Origin of the sequence: Burkholderia sp. Nafp2/4-1b (genome assembly GCF_003635165.1) — a bacterium.
Classification (GTDB): Bacteria; Pseudomonadota; Gammaproteobacteria; order Burkholderiales; family Burkholderiaceae; genus Burkholderia.
Map to the genome: position 1 here is coordinate 96,772 of NZ_ML058622.1, position 20,713 is coordinate 117,484.

Annotated in this window: 21 protein-coding genes; 8 read left to right on the forward strand and 13 right to left on the reverse strand. The window is 66.7% G+C overall.

Annotated elements, in window-relative coordinates:
• Positions 1 to 170 precede the first annotated feature (170 nt).
• Positions 171 to 749: a cupin domain-containing protein gene (locus C7H84_RS29310; protein WP_121862068.1), complete on the reverse strand. Its 579-nt coding sequence runs from the start codon at positions 747 to 749 to the stop codon at positions 171 to 173.
• A 498-nt stretch (positions 750 to 1,247) separates the two neighbouring features.
• Between C7H84_RS29310 and C7H84_RS29320 the strand changes: the two genes are divergently transcribed.
• Both C7H84_RS29320 and C7H84_RS29325 read left to right on the forward strand, forming a co-directional pair.
• Positions 1,248 to 2,771, forward strand: coding sequence for an oligopeptide:H+ symporter (locus C7H84_RS29320; protein ID WP_121862069.1), 1,524 nt, complete (start codon positions 1,248 to 1,250; stop codon positions 2,769 to 2,771).
• A gap of 120 nt (positions 2,772 to 2,891) precedes the next feature.
• Positions 2,892 to 3,098, forward strand: coding sequence for a hypothetical protein (locus C7H84_RS29325; protein ID WP_121862070.1), 207 nt, complete (start codon positions 2,892 to 2,894; stop codon positions 3,096 to 3,098).
• Between the two features lie 92 nt (positions 3,099 to 3,190).
• Here C7H84_RS29325 and C7H84_RS29330 read toward each other — a convergent pair whose 3' ends face one another.
• From C7H84_RS29330 to C7H84_RS29340, 3 genes are all read right to left on the reverse strand, one after another.
• On the reverse strand, positions 3,191 to 4,318 hold the full coding sequence (locus C7H84_RS29330) for an OpgC domain-containing protein (protein ID WP_121862071.1): 1,128 nt from the start codon (positions 4,316 to 4,318) through the stop codon (positions 3,191 to 3,193).
• 306 nt (positions 4,319 to 4,624) lie between these two features.
• Complete coding sequence (gene rarD, locus C7H84_RS29335) at positions 4,625 to 5,524, reverse strand: EamA family transporter RarD (RefSeq protein ID WP_121862072.1); 900 nt, start codon at positions 5,522 to 5,524, stop codon at positions 4,625 to 4,627.
• A gap of 12 nt (positions 5,525 to 5,536) precedes the next feature.
• Positions 5,537 to 5,833, reverse strand: coding sequence for an acylphosphatase (locus C7H84_RS29340; RefSeq protein ID WP_121862073.1), 297 nt, complete (start codon positions 5,831 to 5,833; stop codon positions 5,537 to 5,539).
• 282 nt (positions 5,834 to 6,115) lie between these two features.
• Between C7H84_RS29340 and hpnA the strand changes: the two genes are divergently transcribed.
• Together hpnA and C7H84_RS29350 are read left to right on the forward strand one after the other, a co-directional pair.
• On the forward strand, positions 6,116 to 7,123 hold the full coding sequence (gene hpnA, locus C7H84_RS29345; RefSeq protein WP_121862074.1) for a hopanoid-associated sugar epimerase: 1,008 nt from the start codon (positions 6,116 to 6,118) through the stop codon (positions 7,121 to 7,123).
• 108 nt (positions 7,124 to 7,231) lie between these two features.
• The gene (locus C7H84_RS29350) at positions 7,232 to 8,662 is read left to right on the forward strand and encodes a phage tail protein (protein WP_121862075.1); all 1,431 of its coding nucleotides are present in this window, start codon (positions 7,232 to 7,234) and stop codon (positions 8,660 to 8,662) included.
• Between the two features lie 112 nt (positions 8,663 to 8,774).
• Here C7H84_RS29350 and C7H84_RS29355 read toward each other — a convergent pair whose 3' ends face one another.
• Positions 8,775 to 9,962 (reverse strand): glycosyltransferase, encoded by a 1,188-nt coding sequence (locus tag C7H84_RS29355; protein WP_121862076.1) that lies wholly within the window; start codon positions 9,960 to 9,962, stop codon positions 8,775 to 8,777.
• A gap of 428 nt (positions 9,963 to 10,390) precedes the next feature.
• Here C7H84_RS29355 and ispH point away from each other — a divergent pair, with 428 nt between their 5' ends.
• Both ispH and hpnH read left to right on the forward strand, forming a co-directional pair.
• Positions 10,391 to 11,332 carry a 4-hydroxy-3-methylbut-2-enyl diphosphate reductase gene (ispH, locus tag C7H84_RS29365; RefSeq protein WP_121862077.1) on the forward strand — a complete coding sequence of 314 codons (942 nt, stop codon included), beginning with the start codon at positions 10,391 to 10,393 and terminating at the stop codon, positions 11,330 to 11,332.
• 12 nt (positions 11,333 to 11,344) lie between these two features.
• Positions 11,345 to 12,505, forward strand: a complete 1,161-nt coding sequence (gene hpnH / locus C7H84_RS29370) for an adenosyl-hopene transferase HpnH (protein WP_121862078.1) — start codon at positions 11,345 to 11,347, stop codon at positions 12,503 to 12,505.
• A 158-nt stretch (positions 12,506 to 12,663) separates the two neighbouring features.
• Here hpnH and C7H84_RS29375 read toward each other — a convergent pair whose 3' ends face one another.
• From C7H84_RS29375 to C7H84_RS29390, 3 genes are all read right to left on the reverse strand, one after another.
• Positions 12,664 to 12,924 carry a hypothetical protein gene (locus C7H84_RS29375; RefSeq protein ID WP_121862079.1) on the reverse strand — a complete coding sequence of 87 codons (261 nt, stop codon included), beginning with the start codon at positions 12,922 to 12,924 and terminating at the stop codon, positions 12,664 to 12,666.
• 181 nt (positions 12,925 to 13,105) lie between these two features.
• Positions 13,106 to 13,585, reverse strand: a complete 480-nt coding sequence (locus C7H84_RS29380; RefSeq protein WP_121862080.1) for a hypothetical protein — start codon at positions 13,583 to 13,585, stop codon at positions 13,106 to 13,108.
• Between the two features lie 223 nt (positions 13,586 to 13,808).
• A complete protein-coding gene (locus tag C7H84_RS29390; RefSeq protein ID WP_121862082.1) occupies positions 13,809 to 14,186 on the reverse strand; it encodes a hypothetical protein in 378 nt (125 codons plus the stop codon).
• Positions 14,187 to 14,679: 493 nt separating this feature from the next.
• Between C7H84_RS29390 and C7H84_RS29395 the strand changes: the two genes are divergently transcribed.
• Together C7H84_RS29395 and C7H84_RS29400 are read left to right on the forward strand one after the other, a co-directional pair.
• On the forward strand, positions 14,680 to 15,033 hold the full coding sequence (locus C7H84_RS29395; RefSeq protein WP_121862083.1) for a DOPA 4,5-dioxygenase family protein: 354 nt from the start codon (positions 14,680 to 14,682) through the stop codon (positions 15,031 to 15,033).
• 152 nt (positions 15,034 to 15,185) lie between these two features.
• Positions 15,186 to 15,617 (forward strand): nuclear transport factor 2 family protein, encoded by a 432-nt coding sequence (locus C7H84_RS29400; RefSeq protein ID WP_121862084.1) that lies wholly within the window; start codon positions 15,186 to 15,188, stop codon positions 15,615 to 15,617.
• A gap of 90 nt (positions 15,618 to 15,707) precedes the next feature.
• Here C7H84_RS29400 and C7H84_RS29405 read toward each other — a convergent pair whose 3' ends face one another.
• From C7H84_RS29405 to cblR, 5 genes are all read right to left on the reverse strand, one after another.
• On the reverse strand, positions 15,708 to 16,328 hold the full coding sequence (locus tag C7H84_RS29405) for a hemolysin III family protein (protein ID WP_121862085.1): 621 nt from the start codon (positions 16,326 to 16,328) through the stop codon (positions 15,708 to 15,710).
• Positions 16,329 to 16,553: 225 nt separating this feature from the next.
• Positions 16,554 to 16,760 carry a YbdD/YjiX family protein gene (locus C7H84_RS29410; RefSeq protein ID WP_027781714.1) on the reverse strand — a complete coding sequence of 69 codons (207 nt, stop codon included), beginning with the start codon at positions 16,758 to 16,760 and terminating at the stop codon, positions 16,554 to 16,556.
• 12 nt (positions 16,761 to 16,772) lie between these two features.
• Entirely contained in the window at positions 16,773 to 18,851 is a 2,079-nt protein-coding gene (locus C7H84_RS29415) for a carbon starvation CstA family protein (protein ID WP_121862086.1), read from the reverse strand.
• Positions 18,852 to 19,140: 289 nt separating this feature from the next.
• Positions 19,141 to 19,569, reverse strand: coding sequence for a PRC-barrel domain-containing protein (locus C7H84_RS29420; protein WP_121862138.1), 429 nt, complete (start codon positions 19,567 to 19,569; stop codon positions 19,141 to 19,143).
• A 321-nt stretch (positions 19,570 to 19,890) separates the two neighbouring features.
• Positions 19,891 to 20,598: a cable pilus system response regulator transcription factor CblR gene (gene cblR / locus C7H84_RS29430; protein ID WP_162999402.1), complete on the reverse strand. Its 708-nt coding sequence runs from the start codon at positions 20,596 to 20,598 to the stop codon at positions 19,891 to 19,893.
• Positions 20,599 to 20,713 lie beyond the last annotated feature (115 nt).

Consider the following 20,713-nt stretch of genomic DNA (forward strand, 5'->3'; position numbering starts at 1 on the left):
GTCTTGAGAAAGTTGTTCGGTGAGCGTTGCGCGGCGGATGCCGCGGTTACGCGTGAGACGCTGACGGGTACAGCGATTGAGGAGGCCCGTGATTCTCGTGTTGCATGTTAGTATTCCTTACGTTTCTTTCGACAGGCATCCCGTCGAATGAACGAAGGAATACCCGTGCGTTAGAACAGTCGCGGCGTACCGACCCAGACCACCACCGACTCGATCTTCGCGGTGTTGACCCAGCTGTGCGGGACCGTCGACTGATAGTGCGAACTGTCGCCGGCCTGCAGGACGAACGTCTTGCCTTCCAGCGTCAGCGACACTTCCCCTTCAATCACATACAGGAACTCTTCTCCTGCATGTGTCGTCACCTCTGACCGCTTCTGCCCCGGCGGCAACCGCACGAGGATCGCCTCGAGCTGACGCCCTTCGGACACGTTGGTCAGCCTCGCGAACAAATTCGCCGAATCGGCGAATCCGAAGAAGCGCAACTGCTCGCCTCTGCAGACCGAGCGTTCCTCGCTCGGCGTATCCACGAAGTACTGCACCGTCACGCCGAGCGCCTGTGCGATACCGGCCAGCGACGTCAGCGACGGCGACGCGAGCCCGCGTTCGACTTGAGACAGAAACGGCTTCGAAATCCCCGCGGCGGTAGCGGTGTCGTCGAGCGTGCGCTTGAGTCGTTGGCGCAACGCGCGAATCTTGCCGCCGAGTGCGGCAGCGTCTGCCGCTCGCGTGTTTTCAGTGGGGGGAACCATAGCAGGCCGAAAAGTGGTCGTCAAAAAATGTTTGATGGAAAGTAACTAAGTTAATACGAGATAGCTTAATCTTCGGGTTCGCAACGTCTTCGGTGTTGAGCCCGGTGCGACTAAACAGGGCACGAAGCGAGCGAAACGACGCGCTATCTTGCCAGACTCGCCGGCTTCACAGGCAAGCTGCAAGCGGCTCTCCGGGAATCTGCGGAGATCGGGCGCCAAGCTTACAAGTAAATGATGAGACGAATATTCCTGAAAGCTGCTGCCATATCGGGAGTTTCCCTGAGTGGCACAGACCTGACGCACCGGACCGGCAAACGTTACCACTCGCGCGCCGGTCGGGGCCGCGCGCCGCCTTACGAGGTGGAGTCCGACCCCGGCCCGGGCTAACCCGCCCGACTGCTCCATCGCCGACGCAAAGCCTATCCGGCCACCGTGCTCCGGCGCCAGTTCGACCCCAAGGCGACGCGCGATCCGCGCCGTCCGTTTCAAACGAGATTGATGATGCACGCACCTGTTTCACAAACCCGATCGTTTACGACGGTCTTCCTCATCGAAATGTGGGAGCGCTTCGGCTACTACGGCATGGCCGCGCTCCTGGTCCTCTTCATGGTCGACCGGCTCGGTTTCACCGACAGCCATGCGAACCTGACCTGGGGCGCCTTTACCGCGCTCGTCTACGCGTCGCCGTCGATCGGCGGGTGGATCGGCGACAAGGTGCTCGGCGCCCGTCGCACGATGATCATCGGCGCGGCCGTGCTGTGCGCCGGCTACCTGATGCTGGCGGTGCCGAATGATGCGCTCGCGTACATGTACGCGTCGCTCGGCGTGATCGTCGTCGGCAACGGCCTGTTCAAGGCCAACGCGGCGAACCTCGTGCGCCGCATCTATGAAGGCGACGATGCGCGCATCGACAGCGCGTTCACGATCTACTACATGGCGGTCAACATCGGCTCGACCGTGTCGATGCTCGCGACGCCGTGGATCAAGGATCACTGGGGCTGGCACACCGCGTTCGCGGTCTGCTGCGCCGGCATGCTGCTCGCGATCCTGAACTTCATGCTGATGCACCGCACGCTCGCGCACATCGGCTCGCAGCCGGACGACCAGCCGATCCGCTGGAAGCGCCTCGGCGGCGTGGCGGCAGGCGGTGTCGGGCTCGCGCTGATCACGCTGTACGTGCTGCAGCACAAGCAGCTCGCGGTCGCGAGCGTGTGGACGGCCGCCTTCGCGATCCTCGCGATCTTCGCGTACATGATCGCGAAGTCGGAGCGTTCGGAGCGCGCGGGCCTGATCGCGGCGCTCGTGCTGATCGGCCAGGTGATCCTGTTCTTCATCTTCTACGTGCAGATGTCGACGTCGCTGACGCTGTTCGCGCTGCGCAACGTCGATCCGCGCTTCATCCTGTTCGGCACGACGCTGTTCACGTGGAGCGCCGCGCAGTTCCAGGCGCTGAATCCGATCTGGATCATGATGCTGAGCCCGGTGCTCGTGTGGGTGTACAACGCGTTCTCGAAGAGCGGCCGTGACCTACCGGTGGCGGCGAAGTACGCGTTCGGCTTCGGCGCGGTGGCCGCCGGCTATCTGGTGTTCACGATCAGCGGCCGCTACGCGGTGGACGGTCGCGTGTCGTCGTGGTTCATGGTGTGGGGCTACGGCCTCTACTCGCTCGGCGAACTGCTGGTGAGCGGCCTCGGCCTCGCGATGATCGCCCGCTACGTGCCGGCGCGCATGAGCGGCTTCATGATGGGTGCGTATTTCGTCGCGACGGGTGTGTCGCAGTATCTGGGCAGCGTCGTCGCGAACTTCGCGCAGATGCCGTCGCACGACCTGCCGGCCACCGAATCGCTGCCGCTGTACCTGTCGCTGTTCGAGAAGCTCGGCTGGCTTGCCGCGATCGGCATGCTGCTCGCGCTGCTGCTGCTGCCGATGATGAACCGCCTGTCGCGCCAGCATCAGCGTTGCGCGGAAGAGCGCCGCGACGAAGAAGCCGGTCAGGCGCAGGCGCTGGCCTCGGTCCAGTAAGTACTATCCCTCGGCGTGCGGCGAGCACGCCACATTCTCCTGCCAGCACGGCCAGCACGTCCTACACTGGTTGCAACGGCGCATTCGCTCCGTAGTGATGCGCACTGGCGGGAGAAGCTCATGAAAAGCAAAACGACTCGGCTGTTGAGAATACTGTCGGACATCCGGCACGCGCAGCGTTGCACCGCATTGCGCGCCGCCCGGGCCGCGGCCGAAGCCGACGAGGTGCTGGCGCAGAAGGACGATCCGAAGTCCGACGAACCTGACGACGCCGACTCCGACGACGCGGCCGCCGTCCCCCGCTCCCGTATCGGCTCACCTCACTGACCGCATAGACGCCGCGCGGCACCGTGCGTGCCGCTCCGTCTGCTCGTCTGCTCGTCCGCTCGTCCGCTCGCCAGCCCGCTCACCCGCGCCGCTCACGCGGCCGCGCCGCGCCAGCGCGCGAACCACGTTCCCGAACCCGCGACGGCCATCATCAGCCCGACCGCGCATGCGTCGGCCGCGAGGCCCACGCCGATGTGCCGCAGCTCGGCGCCGTTCGCCACCGGATGCAGCAGCGAATCGATGACGAGCGAGATCGCCGCGCCCGCGACGAAGCAGATCAACCCGCGCCGGCCGACCGCCACGACGGGCTGCACGGCCTGCGCGATGCGCGCGATCCAGCCGCGGCGCACGCAATCGGCCATCAGCCACGCGATCGCCGCGAAACTCACGATGCGCGGCAGCGCGAGATCGCGCTTGAGCAACCCTTCCGGCACCGGCAATCCCGAGAACAGCTTGTAGCTCGCACAGCCGAGCACGATCGCGCAAGCGACGCCGGTCGCCGCGGCGCCCCAGCGGCCGAGCGCGACGTGCCGGTAGAAAGGCTGGCAGCGCGCGAGCACGCCGGCGACGAACATCAGCTGCCATGCGAACGGATTGAAGCTCCAGCGGAATGAATCGCTGTCGAGCAGTTCGGGGCCGAGCCAGCCGGCCGCGAGCCACGATGCCGCGCTGAGCGCAACGAGCAGGCGCGGATGGCGGCGCGCGAACGGCACGATCGCCGGCGACGCGAGCGCGAACAGCACGTACATGGGCAGCACCGCCGCGAGATACGGCTGGCGCTGGAACGTGAGCAGCTCGGCTGCGCCCGTGAGCGGCGACGCGAGCATCACGCTGACGTCGTCGAGCGCGAGGTTCGGCGCATCGATCCCGTAATGGTCGAGCACGACGGATACGACGAGCATCAGCGTCGACGTCGCGAGAAACGCGCGATAGATCTGCATCGCGCGGTGCACGAACCGCCGCTGCGCGGCACGCGCGCCGTGACGGTCGGCGATCGCGCCGTACGCGCTCGCGGTCGCGAAGCCGCCGAGGAACACGAACACTTCGGCCGCGTCGCACAGCGCGAATGTGTGCAGCGTCACGCGCGACAGCACGCTCGCGTTGATGTGGTCGACGACGATCATCAGCAACACGATTCCGCGGAAGAAATCGACTTCGATCAGGCGGCCGGTGCGCGCCGGCGGGACAGTGGCGGAAGGCGACGGTGCGCTCATCGACATGGCTGCACCTGGGCGGCGAAGGCGCGGCATGCGCCAGGGGAGAATTCGGAAGGAAGCAGACGAGCGCGGTCAGCGGCGATACGCGTATGCTCGCATCGCGCCAACCCGGCAGGCCGGGCACGAAGATGACCGTTCATGGAAACGTTGCATACGAAGAGAAGACGGTCAGATCAGTCTAGCGGCCGGCCGGGGAATACCCTAAGTAACAAAGTGCAACGGAATCTTGTGTTCGATTACACGGATGACACCCGTGATACAGAATTGGCAACGCGGCCAGACTGGTGTCAGCGCGACGCCAGTTCGATGTCAGCCGCGCGCAGGCAGCCGCCGCATCAGCATCGTGCTGTGCCATGCGGTCAGCGCGACGGCGACCCAGATCGGCCCGTAGGTCGCGAGCTGCGCGACGCTCAGCGTCTCGCCGAGCAACAGCAGCGACACCGCGACGAGCAGCACCGGCTCGACGTAGCCGAGGATTCCGAACAGCGCCATCGGCAGCATCCGGCTCGCCTTCAGGTAGCTCGCGAGCGCGAGCGTGCTGAGCACGCCGAGCCCCGGCAGCAGCGCGGCCCACAGCAGCGGGTGATTGGCGACCGACGTCGCGCTCGACGACACCATCGCGAGCGCGACGGGGCACAGCAGCGCGATCTCGATCGCGAACGCGGCCAGCGAATCGGCGTTGATCCGGCGCCGCAGCACGAAATACGGCGGATAGCCGAGCGCGACGACGAGCGTCGGCCATGCGAACGCGCGCGTCGCCCACACCTCGTGCGCAACGCCGAGCACCGCGAACGCGACCGCCGCCCATTGCAGCGGGTCGAGCCGCTCGTGATAGTAGAAGCGGCCGACGAGCACCATCGTCAGCGGCAGCAGGAAATAGCCGAGCGACACTTCGAGCATGCGCCCGTGCAGCGGCGCCCACAGGAACAGCCACAGCTGCAGACCGAGCAGCGCCGCGGTAACCGGCAGTGCGATCAGCAGGCGCCAGTCGCGCACGCTGCGCCGCGCGAGCTCGGCGAGCGCCGGCCAGCGGCCGCGCAGTGCGATCAGCGCCAGCGCGCCCGGCGCGGTCCACAAGATGCGCCACGCGAAGATGTCGAGCCCCGTGAGCGGCGCGAGCAGTTTCGCGTAAGCGGACATCAGCGCGAACAGCGTCGACGCCATGACCGACAGCGCGATGCCGCGCCCGGCCTCCGGATACCCCGTCATGTTGTTTTCGCCTTACTGCTGCTGGAAGCGCTCGAAGCGCTTTTCGATCGGACGCTCCTCGAACGTCACCTCGGTCACGCGCGCGGACGGCGGCCCGTGCCGCAGCCACGCGAGCATCCGGGCGATCTGCGCGCCGGGGCCCTGGATCATCGCCTCGACGCTGCCGTCCTCCAGATTCGCGACCCAGCCGCGCAATTTCAGCGCATGCGCCTCGCGCACCGTCGCATGACGGAACCCGACGCCCTGTACGACGCCGCGCACCCGTACGTAGTAGGTCTCGATCCGTTCGTCCAGTTCATTGCGGCTCATCGCGTCGCCCTCCCGTCGTGCATTCCATTCAAGCCCGGCATTGTAGTCGCGTCGGCCGCTTCGCACACGGGCCGGCGCGCCGGCCGCCCGCGGCAGCCGCCGCTGCCCGACTCGGCGCCGTCGCGCGCTGCGGCCGCCGCGCGAACCTGCGGCGCCGGCTTGGCTGCTCGCCTAGGCGTGCGTGCCGGAGGGCGTCGCTCGCGTCGCCGCGCGCGCCGACCACGTACAATCTCGCCGACGCACAACCGCCGCGCCGCCCGCGCGCGGCCCTGAAGGAAACGCATGACTGATACCACCCGCGATCTCGTTCTCGTCACCGGCGCGTCCGGTTTCGTCGGCTCGGCCGTCGCACGCATCGCGCAGCAGAAAGGCTATGCGGTGCGCGTGCTGGTGCGTCCGACCAGCCCGCGCACGAACGTCGCGGATCTCGACGCCGAGATCGTCACCGGCGACATGCGCGACGAGACGTCGATGCGCGCCGCGCTGCGCGGCGTGCGCTACCTGCTGCACGTGGCGGCCGACTACCGGCTGTGGGCGCCGGATCCGGACGAAATCGAGCGCGCGAACCTCGAAGGTGCGGTCGCGACGATGCGCGCCGCGCGGGCCGAAGGCGTCGAGCGGATCGTCTACACCAGCAGCGTCGCGACGCTGAAGGTCACGAGCGCCGGCGATCCGTCCGACGAGAACCGGCCGCTGACCGCCGAGCAGGCGATCGGCGTATACAAGCGCAGCAAGGTGCTGGCCGAGCGTGCGGTCGAGCGGATGATCGCCGACGAAGGGCTGCCGGCCGTGATCGTCAACCCGTCGACGCCGATCGGCCCGCGCGACGTGAAGCCGACGCCGACCGGCCGCATCATCGTCGAAGCCGCGCTCGGCAAGATTCCCGCGTTCGTCGATACCGGGCTGAACCTGGTGCACGTCGACGACGTCGCGCACGGCCACTTCCTCGCGCTCGAGCGCGGCCGGATCGGCGAGCGTTACATCCTCGGCGGCGAGAACCTGCCGCTGCAGCAGATGCTCGCCGACATCGCGCAGATGACGGGCCGCAAGGCGCCGACGATCGCGCTGCCGCGCTGGCCGCTCTACCCGCTCGCGGTCGGCGCCGAAGCCGTCGCGAAGTTCACGAAGAAGGAACCGTTCGTGACCGTCGACGGGCTGCGGATGTCGAAGAACAAGATGTATTTCACGTCCGCGAAGGCCGAACGCGAGCTTGGCTACCGCGCGCGTCCGTACCGCGAAGGGCTGCGCGATGCGCTCGACTGGTTCGGCTCGGCGGGCTATCTGAAATAACACAGAGCGGCGTATTTCACGCCGCTTTGCGCACTTTGTTACACGTCGCTGACGGTCCGGCACCGGCGCAGCGGTTAAAATCGCGGGTCTTACGCAGAGAAGACACGCATGAACCTGAACGATCAGATCGATTCGCTCAACGCGGGCGTCGATCAGCTCCTCCACGATCACCACGCCGCGCAGCAGGCGGCACGCAGCGCGGAAGCGTTCGCGCGCGCCGCCGCGGCGGAAGCCCAGGCCGCCGCCGCACGTCACGCCGCCGCGGAGGCCGAAGCGCAAGCCGCCGCGCAGCGCCACACGGCTGCAGCCGCCGACGCCGAAGCCGCACAACAGCGCCATGCCGACGCCACCGCGCAGGCCGAAGCCGCCGCCCAGCGCCACACCGAAGCCACCGCGCAAGCCGAAGCCGCGGTCCAGCGGCACACCGAAGCGACCGCGCTGACCGAAGCGCTCGCGCAGCGTCACGCGGATGCCGAAGCGGCGTCGCAACGTCATGCGGCGGCAATCGCCGAAGCCGAGGCCGCCGCGCAACGCCATCACGCCGCCGCCGTCGAAGCCGACGCAGCCGCGCAGCGCCATGCGGCTGCCGCGGCGGAGGCCGAAGCCGCCGCGAAGCGCCACGCGGAAGCGACCGCCGAAGCCGAGGCCGCGACGCAGCGTCATGCCGCTGCAATCGCCGAGGCCGAGGCGGTCGCACTGCGTCACACGCAGGCGATCGCCGACGCGGAAGCCGCCGCGCAGCGCCACGCCGAGGCGACCGCTGAAGCCGAAGCGATCACGCAGCGTCATACCGAGGCGATCGCGCAAGCGGACGCGGCCGCGCAACGTCACGCAGCGGCGACCGCCGAAGCCGAGGCCGTCACGCAGCGCCACGCCGAAGCCATTGCGCAGGCCGAAGCCGCTGCCGAGCGTCACGCGAAGGCGATCGCCGATGCGGAAGCGCTCGTCGAGGCGGTCGTGAAGGATGCCGCGACGAACACGGCAGGTGCCGCACATCCGGAAACCGCGACGGCCGTCGTGGCTGACGTCGTCGAACCGGCCACCGAGTCCGCTGCCGACGCTGCGGTCGACTCCGCAGTCGAGCCGGTCGCCGCCGAAGCAGTCGCAGCGGCGCAGGCCGACGCGATCACCGGTGTCGTCGCGACTGCCAGCACCGCCGCCGACACCGCGATCGAAGTCGCCCCGGCCGCCGAAGCGACGGACGCGCCCGCTGAAAAAGCGACGCTGCACGTCGCCCGCCCGTCGCAGAACGAACTGACGCTGACCGTCAACGGCCAGTCGATCACGCTGCACCCGGAGCAGCTGGGCCAGCTGATCGAGGAACTCGCGCATGCGCGTGCGACGATGCAGCCGGAACCGCCGCCGGGTATCCCGGCCGGCTGGCGCTTCGTGACGACGAAGAACCCGATGATGGCCGTGCAGAAGCAATCGAACGGCGATCGCCTGCTGGTCGCGCGCCACACCGGCTACGGTTGGGTGCCGTTCACGTTCTCGCCGGACGTCGTGATCCAGATGTACATGATGCTGACGCAGCGGTAAGCGGGCGCGGCAGCGTCACAAATGACAAAGCCCGATCGGTCTTGCAAACCGATCGGGCTTTTGGCTGTCCGGCATCCGGGGAAGCGGCCGGCATCCGCCGGCGTCGTTCAGTTCAGCGTTCCACCGGTGCCTGCACGCGCGCCTTCCACTGGCCGCCCTTGCCGCGCCAGTAACGCAACGCGGACGCGAACGTCGCGCCGACGTAGAACAGCGCGACGAGCGGCAGCGCAGGCGCCCACAGCGGCGAGCGCCGGTAATAGCGCAGCATCGGCGCATACGCGGTGCACATCGACGCCCATGCGAGCCACGCCGGCCACGCGCGCGCGCCGTACGAGAGCGCGGCCACCGGCGGCACGAGGTAGATGATCGTCATCCCGAGCAGCGTGCCGGCGAGCAGCAGCGGCGAATAGTGAAGCTGCGTGAACGCGGTGCGCGCGATCATGTTCCAGATGTCGCGCCAGCTGTCGTACGGCCGCAGCGACACGCTGCGGTCGGCCAGGTCGAGCCGGATCGGATGCCGGCCGCTGCCGCGATGCTTGATCTGCGCGGCGAGGCTGCAGTCGTCGATCAGCGCTCCGCGGATCGATTCGATGCCGCCCGCTTCCTCGAGCGCGCTGCGCTTGACCAGCATGCAGCCGCCCGCGGCGCCGGCCGTCCGGTTGCGCGGGTTGTTGATCCACGAGAACGGATAGAGCTTCGCGAAGAAGAACACGAACGCCGGGATCAACGCCTTCTCCCAGAACGAATCGCAACGCAGCCGCACCATCAGCGACACCAGATCGCGCTGTTCCGCCTGCGCGCGTGTGACGAGCTGGGCGACGGCCTCGGGCGGATGGCCGATGTCGGCATCCGTCAGCAGCAGGTAGTCGGCCGGCAGCCCGAGCGTGCGCACCGCGGCGATGCCCTGCGACTGCGCCCACACCTTGCCCGACCAGCCGGCCGGCAGCGGCTTCGCGGCCAACACGGTCAGGCGGTCGGCGCGGTTGATCGCGAGCGCGGCCGCGCGGGCCGCGTCGGCGGTGCCGTCGTCGCTGTGGTCGTCGACGATGATCAGATGGAACTCGCCCGGATAGTCCTGTTCGAGCAGCGACGTCGCCGCCTGCCCGATCACGTCGACCTCGTTACGCGCGGGCACGACCGCGACGACGGCCGGCCAGCCGGCCTCCGCCGCCGCCCCGCGGGCCTGCGGCGGCAGCGGCCGCGCGGGCCGCGCGCGCCAGAAGCCGCCGCGCGCGACGAGCAGCACGATCCAGATCAGCAGCGACAGGCCGGACACCAGGAAAGTAATCGCCAGCATCATCGGCAGGCCTCCTGGCGGAGATCGGCGCGCGCCGCCATGGATCGGGCGCGATCAATGGGGGTCGGAGTAAAAAAGCCCATGACCGCACGGGCGGCAGGGCAATACGCGTAAGAATCGACGGTCATCGAATGGCCTTGAAATGAGCGCGACGCCGGGCTGCCGGACGGGCGGCCCGCGAAACCGCGCAGTTTACCGGGTTCCGCGCGCGCGAGTGCCGACGCGGCGCGGCGCCGGCTCTGCGCCGAATGCAACACGGTCGAACACCACCAGAGCAAGGACGGCCCGATAGGGTTAAAATGCGCGATTAATTCGGGGTTCCGGGGCCTGGCCTGGCCGGTTCGTGTCCTGCCTTAATAACATCAAGCCGGGGCGAGCGAGCAGTGCCAGCTCCTCGAACCCCGGCGTCTGTCGTCGGAGTTCGCTCACTTATGCGAGTCATCCTTGCCCAACCCCGCGGCTTCTGTGCGGGGGTTGTCCGTGCGATCGAGATCGTCGATCGCGCGCTGCAACAGCACGGCGCGCCGGTCTATGTGCGTCATGAGATCGTCCATAACCGGCATGTCGTCGAAAATTTGCGTAATAAAGGGGCACGATTCGTTGAGGAGCTCGACGAGGTGCCGCATGGCGCCGTGGCGATCTTCAGCGCACACGGTGTCGCCCAGACGGTCGAACGCGACGCGGAAACGCGCGGGCTCGACGTGCTGGACGCCACCTGCCCGCTCGTCACGAAAGTACACGTGCAGGGCCGCCAGTACGTTGCGGCAGGCCGCCGGCTGATCCTGATCGGCCATGCGGGCCATCCGGAAGTCGAGGGCACGATCGGCCAGATTCCGGCCGAGGTCATCCTCGTGCAGAGCGAAGCCGAAGTCGGTACGCTGACGCTGCCGGTCGATACGCCCGTCGCGTACGTCACGCAGACGACGCTGTCGGTCGACGATACGCGCGGCATCATCGAAGCGCTGCAGCGCCGGTTCACCGACATCGTCGGCCCGGACACGCGCGACATCTGCTACGCGACGCAGAACCGCCAGGCCGCGGTGCGCGAGCTGAGCAGTCAGGTCGACGTGCTGCTGGTCGTCGGCGCGACGAACAGCTCGAACTCGAACCGCCTGCGCGAGATCGGCACCGAAAGCGGTGTACCGAGCTATCTCGTCGCCGACGGCTCGGAAGTGAAGGCCGAATGGTTCGCAGGCGTGCAGACGGTCGGCCTGACCGCCGGCGCGTCGGCACCCGAGGAAATGGTTGAGGATGTGATCGGCGCGCTGCGCGCGCTGGGGTCCGTCGATGTCACGACGATGGCGGGCCGCGAAGAAAAAGTCGAATTCAAGTTGCCGGCGAAGCTTACGCAAGCTGTCGCCCGCGAAGTTTAAGGAGGACATCTCTTGTCTATTCCGCTGCTCCAGCAAGTCCGCGTCGGCGCATACATCATGCGCCAACACCTGTCCGGCAACAAACGCTATCCGCTCGCGCTGATGCTCGAGCCGCTGTTCCGTTGCAACCTCGCCTGTAACGGCTGCGGCAAGATCGACTATCCGGACCCGATCCTGAACCAGCGCCTGTCCGTCGAGGAATGCCTGGAAGCCGTCGACGAGTGCGGCGCGCCCATCGTGTCGATCGCCGGCGGCGAGCCGCTGCTCCACAAGGAGATGCCGGAGATCGTCAAGGGCATCATGAAGCGCAAGAAGTTCGTGTACCTGTGCACGAACGCGCTTCTGATGGAAAAGAAGATGGACGACTACGAGCCGAATCCGTACTTCGTCTGGTCGGTCCACCTCGACGGCGACAAGGACATGCACGACCATTCCGTGTCGCAGGAAGGCGTGTACGACAAGGCGGTTGCGGCGATCAAGGAAGCGAAGCGCCGCGGCTTCCGCGTGAACATCAACTGCACGCTGTTCAACGACGCGATCCCCGAGCGCGTCGCGAAGTTCTTCGACACGCTGGGCCCGATCGGCGTCGACGGCATCACCGTGTCGCCGGGCTACGCGTACGAGCGCGCGCCGGATCAGCAGCACTTCCTGAACCGCGACAAGACGAAGAACCTGTTCCGCGAAATCCTGAAGCGCGGCGAAGGCGGCAAGCGCTGGTCGTTCAGCCAGTCGTCGCTGTTCCTCGACTTCCTGGCCGGCAACCAGACGTACAAGTGCACGCCGTGGGGCAACCCGGCGCGTACCGTGTTCGGCTGGCAGAAGCCGTGCTATCTGGTCGGCGAAGGTTACGTGAAGACCTTCAAGGAACTGATGGAAGACACGAACTGGGACAACTACGGCGTCGGCAACTACGAGAAGTGCGCGGACTGCATGGTCCACTGCGGCTTCGAAGCCACCGCCGTGATGGACACGATCGCGCATCCGCTCAAGGCGTTCGCCGTGAGCCGGAAGGGTATCAAGACCGAAGGCGCGTTCGCGCCGGACATCTCGATCGCGAAGCAGCGCCCGGCCGAGTACGTGTTCTCGCGCCACGTCGAGATCAAGCTCGAGGAAATCCAGCGCGCCGGCAAGGGCAAGCTGCAGAAGCCGGCGAAGCCGGCAACGGCGGCTTAAGCGGATTTCGCCGCGCGGCGCGGGTTCACGCGTCCGCGCGAGCAGGCAGCCAGCAAGCGCCACGGAGTTCGCTCCGTGGCGCTTTTGTTTTGTGAGCTGTCATTGTGATGCACGAATGACGCACGATGCGCGTCCGCGCACGCAGCGAATGTGAACGCCTAGTGGCGCGACTCCGCCGCCGCGATCAGTTGCCATGCGGTCGGCCCGCGATCGAGCAGCGGGTCGGACGGTGGATCGAGATCGTGCCGATGGGCTTCCTCGGACGGCAGCGTCTGCCGCTTCGCAATGCCGATTTCGTCACCGCATACGGTGCATCGATAGATGCCCGCGACCGTCACCTCGCTGCCGGGCGGCAGGTTCTCGCTGAATGCGCGGCCGCTTCCGCACGTGAAGTAGCCGCCGATCCTGTATAGCGCCATCGCTCCTCCTGACCGAAACGAATGCGTTCGCGTCGACACGCACGATCGTCGCATACGCGCGGATGGATCGTCATCGACCGAACCCGTTCGGTTTCCGTAATGACATTAGACGGCGAGCGTTCGTCCCTGTGAATTGGACTGGTATGAAACACGGCCCCGCGGCGAATCGTACTGCAGCCCTTCAATGCAAAACGGCCGGTTCGCGCATCTTCGCCGCTGCCTGCGCGACCAGTGCCGGCTGCTCCGCGGACGCGAACGCGCACACGTGATCCCACAGCTCGGCGAGCCGGTACCGCGTGAGGGTCGCGACACACGCGTCGTTCGCCGCGAGCACGCGTTCGAGCACCGCGCATTCGTCGTCGTGCAATGTCCAGACGCCGCTTTCAGCCGCGCGCGCCACGCTCGCGTCCAGCACGCGCTCCGCGTCGACGCACAGGTCGATGCTCGCATCCGGTGAGACCGCATCGTCGAGCGCGAGGAACACCAGGTAGACGCTCGTGCGCAGCCGCATCAGCAATGCTTCGCTGCCGTGCTCGCCGCGGAGCGCGACGAGTGCCATGTGGCATTTGAGCGAGATGTCGCGCACATGCGCGGGCGGCAGCGGCAGCAGCCATTCGCGCGTCAGCGGCGGGTGGCGGCGGCCTTTTCGGGCCGCCTTCATGATTGCTCCTCGCTCGCGGAGGCGTCGCCCGCGACGGATCCCGGCCATGCGCGGCGACACGCGACGGCGCCGCGGCTCGCGCCACGATTGCCGGTCGCGCGGCGTCGCGCGCGGTACGGATCGGCCCTCCTGCGCATCGCGCGCGCGTCCGGCAGCCGGCGGAGCGTCGGCGCGCGCAAGGTGTCGGGAAGTCGGTTAGCGCATGCCATGCTCGTCTCCGGCATCAAAACGTGTTCTCGCCCTTCAGGTAGTACGCGGTCTTCACGAAGAATGCCCGCACCGGATGGCCGCTTTGCGCGGCGCTGGCCGCACGCGCTTCCATCGCGGCTTTCTCCTCGCGCGAGCGATCGGGCATCGGGTTCCTCACGCGTTCGAGCGCCCGCTGCATCGCGAGCGGATAGTTCTGGTTGCCGGCCGTCGTCGCACGATAGCCGGCACGCGTCATCTGCAACAATTGCATGTCGGTTTCGGCACGCGCCGCGGACCAGCTCAACGGCGCGACGTTCGACTGCCACTCGGTATCGACGGACTGCGCGATGCTCGCGGCGGGCAACACGGCAAGCGTGACGGACAGCGCGGCAAGAGAAACGAGGGATCGCATATTGGCCTCCAGATGGTTGCTTCCGCATCGATCTCGTCGTCGATGCGGTGCAATCATCGTATGTCGCATGGCCGTGCGCTTGAATAGCCGAATCCGCAATTGATATTTTCGGCACGGGTTCACGCGCCTCGATCCGCGTGCTTCGTGAATGCTTCCAGACCGGAATTTCTTTATTTCATTCAACTATCTGATCGCATTTTTTCAGACGATTCGATGCGAAGCGTGAAGCGCTTTTGCAGTTTTCGAAATGGCATATTGCCGATGGGTTTTCGGCCAGAGCACGGGCCTGCGCGCTTTCCGCCCGATGCTGCAAGAATCCATGCGTGCCTGAAAAGTCTCATCGAAGCAGCGCGTTTCTCTGACGCACGACAAATCCTGCGCACTGGTTGACCGTTCCGCGACACGACGCGTCAAACCCGTACGCGCGATAATTGCGCATCGCGCCGTATTTCTCGGCCCGCACGTCTTCGCTTTCCTTTTCTCGAGCTCCGCCATGTCCTACATCGATACCACCGCCATCGACAGTTGGCACGCACACGTCTACTTCGATGCCGCGAGCCGCGACGCGGCCTGGGCGTTTCGCCTCGTCGTCGAGGAACGCTTCGGCGCGATCATCGAGCTCGGCCGCTTTCACGAGCGGCTCGTCGGCCCGCATCCGGCGTGGTCGTATCAGATCGCATTCGGCGCCGCCCAATTCGACACGATCGTGCCGTGGCTCGTGCTCAATCACGGCGCGCTCGACATCTTCCTGCACCCGAATACGCACGACGAACTGCGCGACCATCGCGACAGCGCGGTGTGGATCGGCAAGTCGTATGAACTGAATCTCGGCGCGCTGGGCAGTTGAAGCGGGTGGCCGAAGCCGGTGGCAAAAGCAGGCGGCGGAGGCCATCGCGGTCGCGCCCCGCGCGCGACATCCACGTTTCGGGTCGAGGTGAAACGTCCGACGGCATGGCGTCGATACAGTCGTTCCGTTATTCACGTTACCCGGAACCCGCCATGACACATGCCGACACCGATGCGCACCGCATCCATCAGGACTGGCACGCCGCCGTCGTCGCCCGCGACCTCGACGCGCTGATGTCGCTGTACGCGGACGACGCGATCCTCGAAACGCCATTGATCGTCGTCACGCTGCCGGAGCACGGCTCGGGCGTGCTGCGCGGCAAGGCCGCGATCGGCGAATTCTTCGCGGCCGGCCTGCGTAATCCGGGCAACCGGCTCGGACGCTGGTACCGGACGGGCCTGTTCTTTTCGAACGGCCGGCAACTCACGTGGGAATATCCGCGCGCAACGCCGGAAGGCGACCAGGTCGATCTCGTCGAGGTGATGGATCTGCGCGACGGGCTGATCGCGCATCATCGCGTCTACTGGGGGTGGGTCGGGTTCAACGCGCTGCGGAACGTCGCGCCGGCGACCAGTCGCGCCTGACGCCGACGCCCGCGAAGAACGCCCGGCGCACCGGCTGCCGTTGCCACAGCCGCAGCATGCGGCCGCGCACGCGCCGCCGCCCTGCGTCGCTCACGCAACATACATCGCGACACTGACGAACTGGCACAGGCTGCCGGCCAGCACGAACAGGTGCCAGATACCGTGCCCGTGACGGATGCGCTCGTCGTTGATGAAGAAGTAAATCCCGAGACTGTAGATGATGCCGCCGGCCAGCAGCCATGCGGTGCCGACCGGCGGCAGCGCATGGATCAGCGGGCGGATCGCGACGAGCGCGAGCCAGCCCATCAATACGTAGAGCACCATCGACACGATGCGCGTGCGCCGTCCGAGCGTGAGCTCCTGCACGATCCCGAACGCGGCGAGCCCCCAGCTCACGCCGAACAGCGACCAGCCCCACGGGCCGCGCAGCGTGACGAGCGTAAACGGCGTGTAGCTGCCCGCGATCAGCAGATAGATCGCGGAATGGTCGCACTTCTGCAGGATCGCCTTGAGCCGCGGGTTGCGCACGCTGTGATACGCGGTCGAGATCGCGTAGAGCAGGATCAGCATCGCGCCGTACACGCTGAAGCTCACGATCTTGTATGGATCATGGTCGAGCGCGCCCATCGTCACCAGCGCGACCAGCCCTGCCACCGACAGCACCGCGCCGACGAGATGGGAAATGCTGTTGAAACGCTCACCGACATGCACGACGGGTTCTCCTGCGCGGATTCATCGAAAAAAAGGGCACAACTCTATGATACCGGCGGGCGGATCAAGCCGCGCTGAAACCAGTCAAACGCTAACGCTGCGGCTGCACCACGCGCGCCACCGAACGCCCCACAAGAAAAAAGCGCCGCGAATTGCTTCGCGGCGCTTTCTGGTCCATCACCGGAGCCTGACCTTCAGGCTGCATCGGCCCGGTTCAACAACGGTTCAACAACACTTCCCTGCCCCCGACCCGTACCGCGCGTTCTGACGTTCGCGGAAGAATTCCTCATACGTCATCGGCTCGCGGTCCGGATGGGTTTCGCGCATGTGCGCGACGTAGGTGTCGTAGTCGGGCAGGCCGACCATCAGCCGCAACGCCTGCCCGAGGTAACGCCCCGCGCTGCGCAGGTCGCTGCCAAGATCGGTGAACATCGCGGCCTCCCGTCAGCGTCCGCTACCGAGTGCCTGCGCCGCAGGCATCGGCTCGTACGGCGTCTCGCGCACGGTCGGCTTCGCCTCGCGCCGTGCGCGCAGCACGGCGAGCACGCCGTACACCGCGATCGCCACGACGACGAAGATGAACAGGCCGGCGAGCGCCGCATCGATATAGTCGTTGAAGATGATCCGCTGCATCTGCGCGATCGACTTCGCCGGGGCGAGCACCTTGCCTTGATCCACCGCGGCCTGCAGCTTCGCGGCGTGCGCGAGGAAGCTGACCTTCGGGTTCGCGTCGAAAATCTTCTGCCAGCCGGCCGTCAGCGTGCAGATCAAGAGCCATGCGGTCGGCACCATCGTCACCCATGCATAGCGCTCGCGTTTCATCTTGAACAGCACGACGGTGCCGAGCACCAGCGCGATCGCGGCCAGCATCTGGTTCGAGATGCCGAACAGCGGCCACAGCGTGTTGATGCCGCCGAGCGGATCGACCACGCCCTGATACAGGAAGTAGCCCCACGCGGCCACGCACAGCCCGGTGGCGACGAGGTTGGCGGGCAGCGACTCGGTGCGCTTGAGCGCCGGGTGGAACGTGCCGAGCAGATCCTGCAGCATGAAGCGGCCCGCACGCGTGCCGGCGTCGACGGCCGTCAGGATGAACAGCGCCTCGAACAGGATCGCGAAGTGATACCAGAACGCCATCATCGCTTCGCCGCCGATCACCTGGTGCAGGATGTGCGCCATGCCGACGGCCAGCGTCGGTGCGCCGCCCGCGCGCGCGATGATCGTCGTCTCGCCGACGGCCTTCGCCGTTTGCGTGAGCATGTCCGGCGTCAGCACGAAGCCCCATTGCGTGACGGTGTTCGCGACGGCTTCCGGCGTCGAGCCGAGCACGGCGGCCGGCGCGTTCATCGCGAAGTAGATGCCCGGCTCGATCACGCACGCGGCAACCAGCGCCATGATCGCGACGAACGATTCCATCAGCATCGCGCCGTAACCGATGAAGCGCGCATTGGTTTCGTTGTCGATCAGCTTGGGCGTCGTGCCCGACGAGATCAGCGCGTGGAAGCCCGACACCGCGCCGCACGCGATCGTGATGAACAGGAACGGGAACAGGTTGCCCGACCACACCGGGCCCGTGCCGTCGACGAACTTCGTCAGCGCGGGCATCTTCAGTTCCGGTGCGACGACCAGGATGCCGATCGCGAGGCCGAGGATCGTGCCGATCTTCAGGAACGTCGACAGGTAGTCGCGCGGTGCGAGCAGCAGCCACACCGGCAGCACGGACGCGACGAAGCCGTAGCCGATCAGGATCCACGTGAGCTGCGTGCCGCTGAACGTGAACCAGGCGGCGATCGCCGGCGAGGCGGCCACGTTCTGACCGAACGCGATCGCCGCCATCAGCCCGATGAAGCCGATGATCGACACTTCGCCGATGCGGCCCGGACGGATGTAGCGCGTATAGACGCCCATGAACAGCGCGATCGGAATCGTCGCGGCGACGGTAAACGTGCCCCACGGCGAATTCGTCAGCGCCTTCACGACGATCAGCGCGAGCACCGCGAGGATGATCACCATGATCAGGAACGCGCCGAACAGCGCGATCACGCCGGGCACCGTGCCGAGTTCCATCTTGACGAGGTCGCCGAGCGAACGGCCGTCGCGGCGCGTCGAGATGAACAGCACGATGAAGTCCTGCACCGCGCCGGCGAACACGACGCCGGCCAGGATCCACAGCATGCCGGGCGTGTAGCCCATCTGCGCGGCGAGCACGGGGCCGACCAGCGGCCCGGCGCCGGCGATCGCGGCGAAGTGATGGCCGAACAGCACGTACTTGTTGGTCGGTACGTAGTCGAGGCCGTCGTTGTACTTGACCGCCGGCGTCATTCGCAGCCCGTCGAGCTGCATGACCTTGCTGGCGATGAAACGGCTGTAGAAGCGATATGCGATCAGATATACGCAGACTGCGGCGATCACGATCCAGAGGGCACTGACGCGTTCGCCGTGTGCGAGTGCGATCGTGCCGAATGCGAACGCGCCGAGCAGCGCGACCGCGATCCAGAGCAGGGTACTGGAAGCCCGATTCATGGCGTCTCCTGGTCTCCAATGTGTTTTTGAGTGGATGCGGCGAGGCGCCGAACCCGCGTGACGTCGATGCGTCGTGTCGCGTCTCGTGGAAGCCGCGGCAGTGGGCCGTAGTATTCCGCGCGATGGGGCAAGCTTACAAGCGCACAACTACGTATGCGGGGCTACGTAGAACTACGTAGACGTAGCGCACGGGTGCGCGGGAGCGCGGCGCGGCCGCGATGGACCGACGCGCGCCGCACCGGGCGCGCGGTCGGCCGGGCCCGGCACATCGCGCGCCGGGCGATGTGGATCAGTGCTGCTCGTCGACCTTCTTCGGCTTCGGCGGCGACGGCACCTTCGCATACTGGAACGCCGGCGTGGCCTTCAGCGCCTCCTTCGTCGCGCCCGGCAGATAGATGTTGCCGTTGCGCACGTCGAGCGACGCGATCGGCACCGCGACGTCATGCGCGGCCACGCCGAGGAACCCGCCGGCCGACACGATCGCCGCCGACACCGAGCCGTCCGGCGCGACGATCAGGTCGCGCACCGTGCCGACCTTCTGGTTCGCGTCGTTGTAGACGGTCTTGCCGAGCACGCTCTTCTTCACGCTCCAGCCTTCGAGCAGCGCCTGCGATTGCTCGACGGTCACGCTGAGCGGCTGCGCGCCGGCGATCTGCGCGTGCGCGCTGACGCTCGATGCGAGGACGGTTGCTGCGATGAGGGTCTTGTAGAACTTCATGTATTGCACTCCGGTTCGGTTGTTGTTGATTCCGGGAGCGAAGCGACGCGGGCGCAATGGCTGATCGGTGAGCGCCCCGCGGATGGCCGCCCCGTGCTTCGTCGGTCGCGTGGCGGCCGGCCGCACCGCCACTGCGTGTGTGCATGACGGACCGGCGTGGCCGGCCGCAGCGTGCAACACGGCTTCATGGTAGCGGCATTCGCGGGATCGTGCGTTCGGAGTGCGATATGACTGTTGGGGCGAGGGGGAGAAAGATCAATGCGTGGGTGAATATGTGGCGCGGAAATCGACGCCACGATGCCGACGACAAGAATCAGGTGTTCAACCTTCCTCGATCAGCTTGCGCGACGCGAACAGCTCGGCGTCGTTGCGAATGCCGAGCTTGCGAAATGCGGCCTGCTTTTGTGCGCTGATCGTCTTGGGACTGCGGGAAAACTTCGATGCGATATCGGACACGGACATGCCGGCGAGAAAGCAGCGCAACACCTCGTGCTCGCGCGGGCTAAGGCGCAGGTCGGCTGACGGTCCCGACTCGGGTATCAGCGTGCCGTCGCCGGCCGCCGCCTTGGTGTCGGCCATCCGCGGGTCGGGCGTCGCGCTCGACTCCACCCGCGCGGCCAGTTCGGCGCTGATGTACGGACGGCCGTTCGCCACGACGCGAATCGCATGTGCAAGCTCGCCGAGATCCTCGCTCTTGCCGAAGAAGCCGAGCGCGCCCGCGCGCATCGTCATGTTGACGGTTGCGGGCGTATCGCTGCTCGACATCATCAGGATCCGGCAATCCGGGAAGCGCGTATTGATGAGCTTGACGAGATTGAGCCCGTCGATCTCGCCGGGGCCGAGCGTGTAGTCGAGCAACAAGACATCCGCGCCCCGCGCTTCGAGCCAGCGGATCAGGTCGCGCGACTTCGCGAAGCTTGCCGCCACTTCGATGCCGATCTTCGCCGTCAGGTAACTGGCGATCCCGTGCTGGACGACGGCGTGGTCGTCCAGGATCACGACACGGATCGGTTGGTGCTCTGGCCTCATTGCTAACCCTTTCTTTATTTCAGGACGGCCGCGACCGGCTGCGCCGCCTTGCTTGCGGTCGCACGCGGCCATCGATGCCATCGTTTATTGGGATTAGCTTACCGATTTTCCGGCT

Coding starts and splice junctions, on each gene's coding strand:
- C7H84_RS29415 (WP_121862086.1), bottom strand. CDS start 18,851: ATGAATCGGGCTTCCAGTACCCTGCTCTGGATCGCGGTCGCGCTGCTC.
- C7H84_RS29420 (WP_121862138.1), bottom strand. CDS start 19,569: ATGAAGTTCTACAAGACCCTCATCGCAGCAACCGTCCTCGCATCGAGC.
- C7H84_RS29410 (WP_027781714.1), bottom strand. CDS start 16,760: ATGTTCACCGATCTTGGCAGCGACCTGCGCAGCGCGGGGCGTTACCTC.
- C7H84_RS29395 (WP_121862083.1), top strand. CDS start 14,680: ATGTCCTACATCGATACCACCGCCATCGACAGTTGGCACGCACACGTC.
- C7H84_RS29350 (WP_121862075.1), top strand. CDS start 7,232: ATGAACCTGAACGATCAGATCGATTCGCTCAACGCGGGCGTCGATCAG.
- ispH (WP_121862077.1), top strand. CDS start 10,391: ATGCGAGTCATCCTTGCCCAACCCCGCGGCTTCTGTGCGGGGGTTGTC.
- cblR (WP_162999402.1), bottom strand. CDS start 20,598: ATGAGGCCAGAGCACCAACCGATCCGTGTCGTGATCCTGGACGACCAC.
- C7H84_RS29375 (WP_121862079.1), bottom strand. CDS start 12,924: ATGGCGCTATACAGGATCGGCGGCTACTTCACGTGCGGAAGCGGCCGC.
- C7H84_RS29380 (WP_121862080.1), bottom strand. CDS start 13,585: ATGAAGGCGGCCCGAAAAGGCCGCCGCCACCCGCCGCTGACGCGCGAA.
- C7H84_RS29355 (WP_121862076.1), bottom strand. CDS start 9,962: ATGATGCTGGCGATTACTTTCCTGGTGTCCGGCCTGTCGCTGCTGATC.
- hpnA (WP_121862074.1), top strand. CDS start 6,116: ATGACTGATACCACCCGCGATCTCGTTCTCGTCACCGGCGCGTCCGGT.
- C7H84_RS29320 (WP_121862069.1), top strand. CDS start 1,248: ATGATGCACGCACCTGTTTCACAAACCCGATCGTTTACGACGGTCTTC.
- C7H84_RS29310 (WP_121862068.1), bottom strand. CDS start 749: ATGGTTCCCCCCACTGAAAACACGCGAGCGGCAGACGCTGCCGCACTC.
- rarD (WP_121862072.1), bottom strand. CDS start 5,524: ATGACGGGGTATCCGGAGGCCGGGCGCGGCATCGCGCTGTCGGTCATG.
- C7H84_RS29340 (WP_121862073.1), bottom strand. CDS start 5,833: ATGAGCCGCAATGAACTGGACGAACGGATCGAGACCTACTACGTACGG.
- C7H84_RS29330 (WP_121862071.1), bottom strand. CDS start 4,318: ATGTCGATGAGCGCACCGTCGCCTTCCGCCACTGTCCCGCCGGCGCGC.
- C7H84_RS29390 (WP_121862082.1), bottom strand. CDS start 14,186: ATGCGATCCCTCGTTTCTCTTGCCGCGCTGTCCGTCACGCTTGCCGTG.
- C7H84_RS29325 (WP_121862070.1), top strand. CDS start 2,892: ATGAAAAGCAAAACGACTCGGCTGTTGAGAATACTGTCGGACATCCGG.
- C7H84_RS29400 (WP_121862084.1), top strand. CDS start 15,186: ATGACACATGCCGACACCGATGCGCACCGCATCCATCAGGACTGGCAC.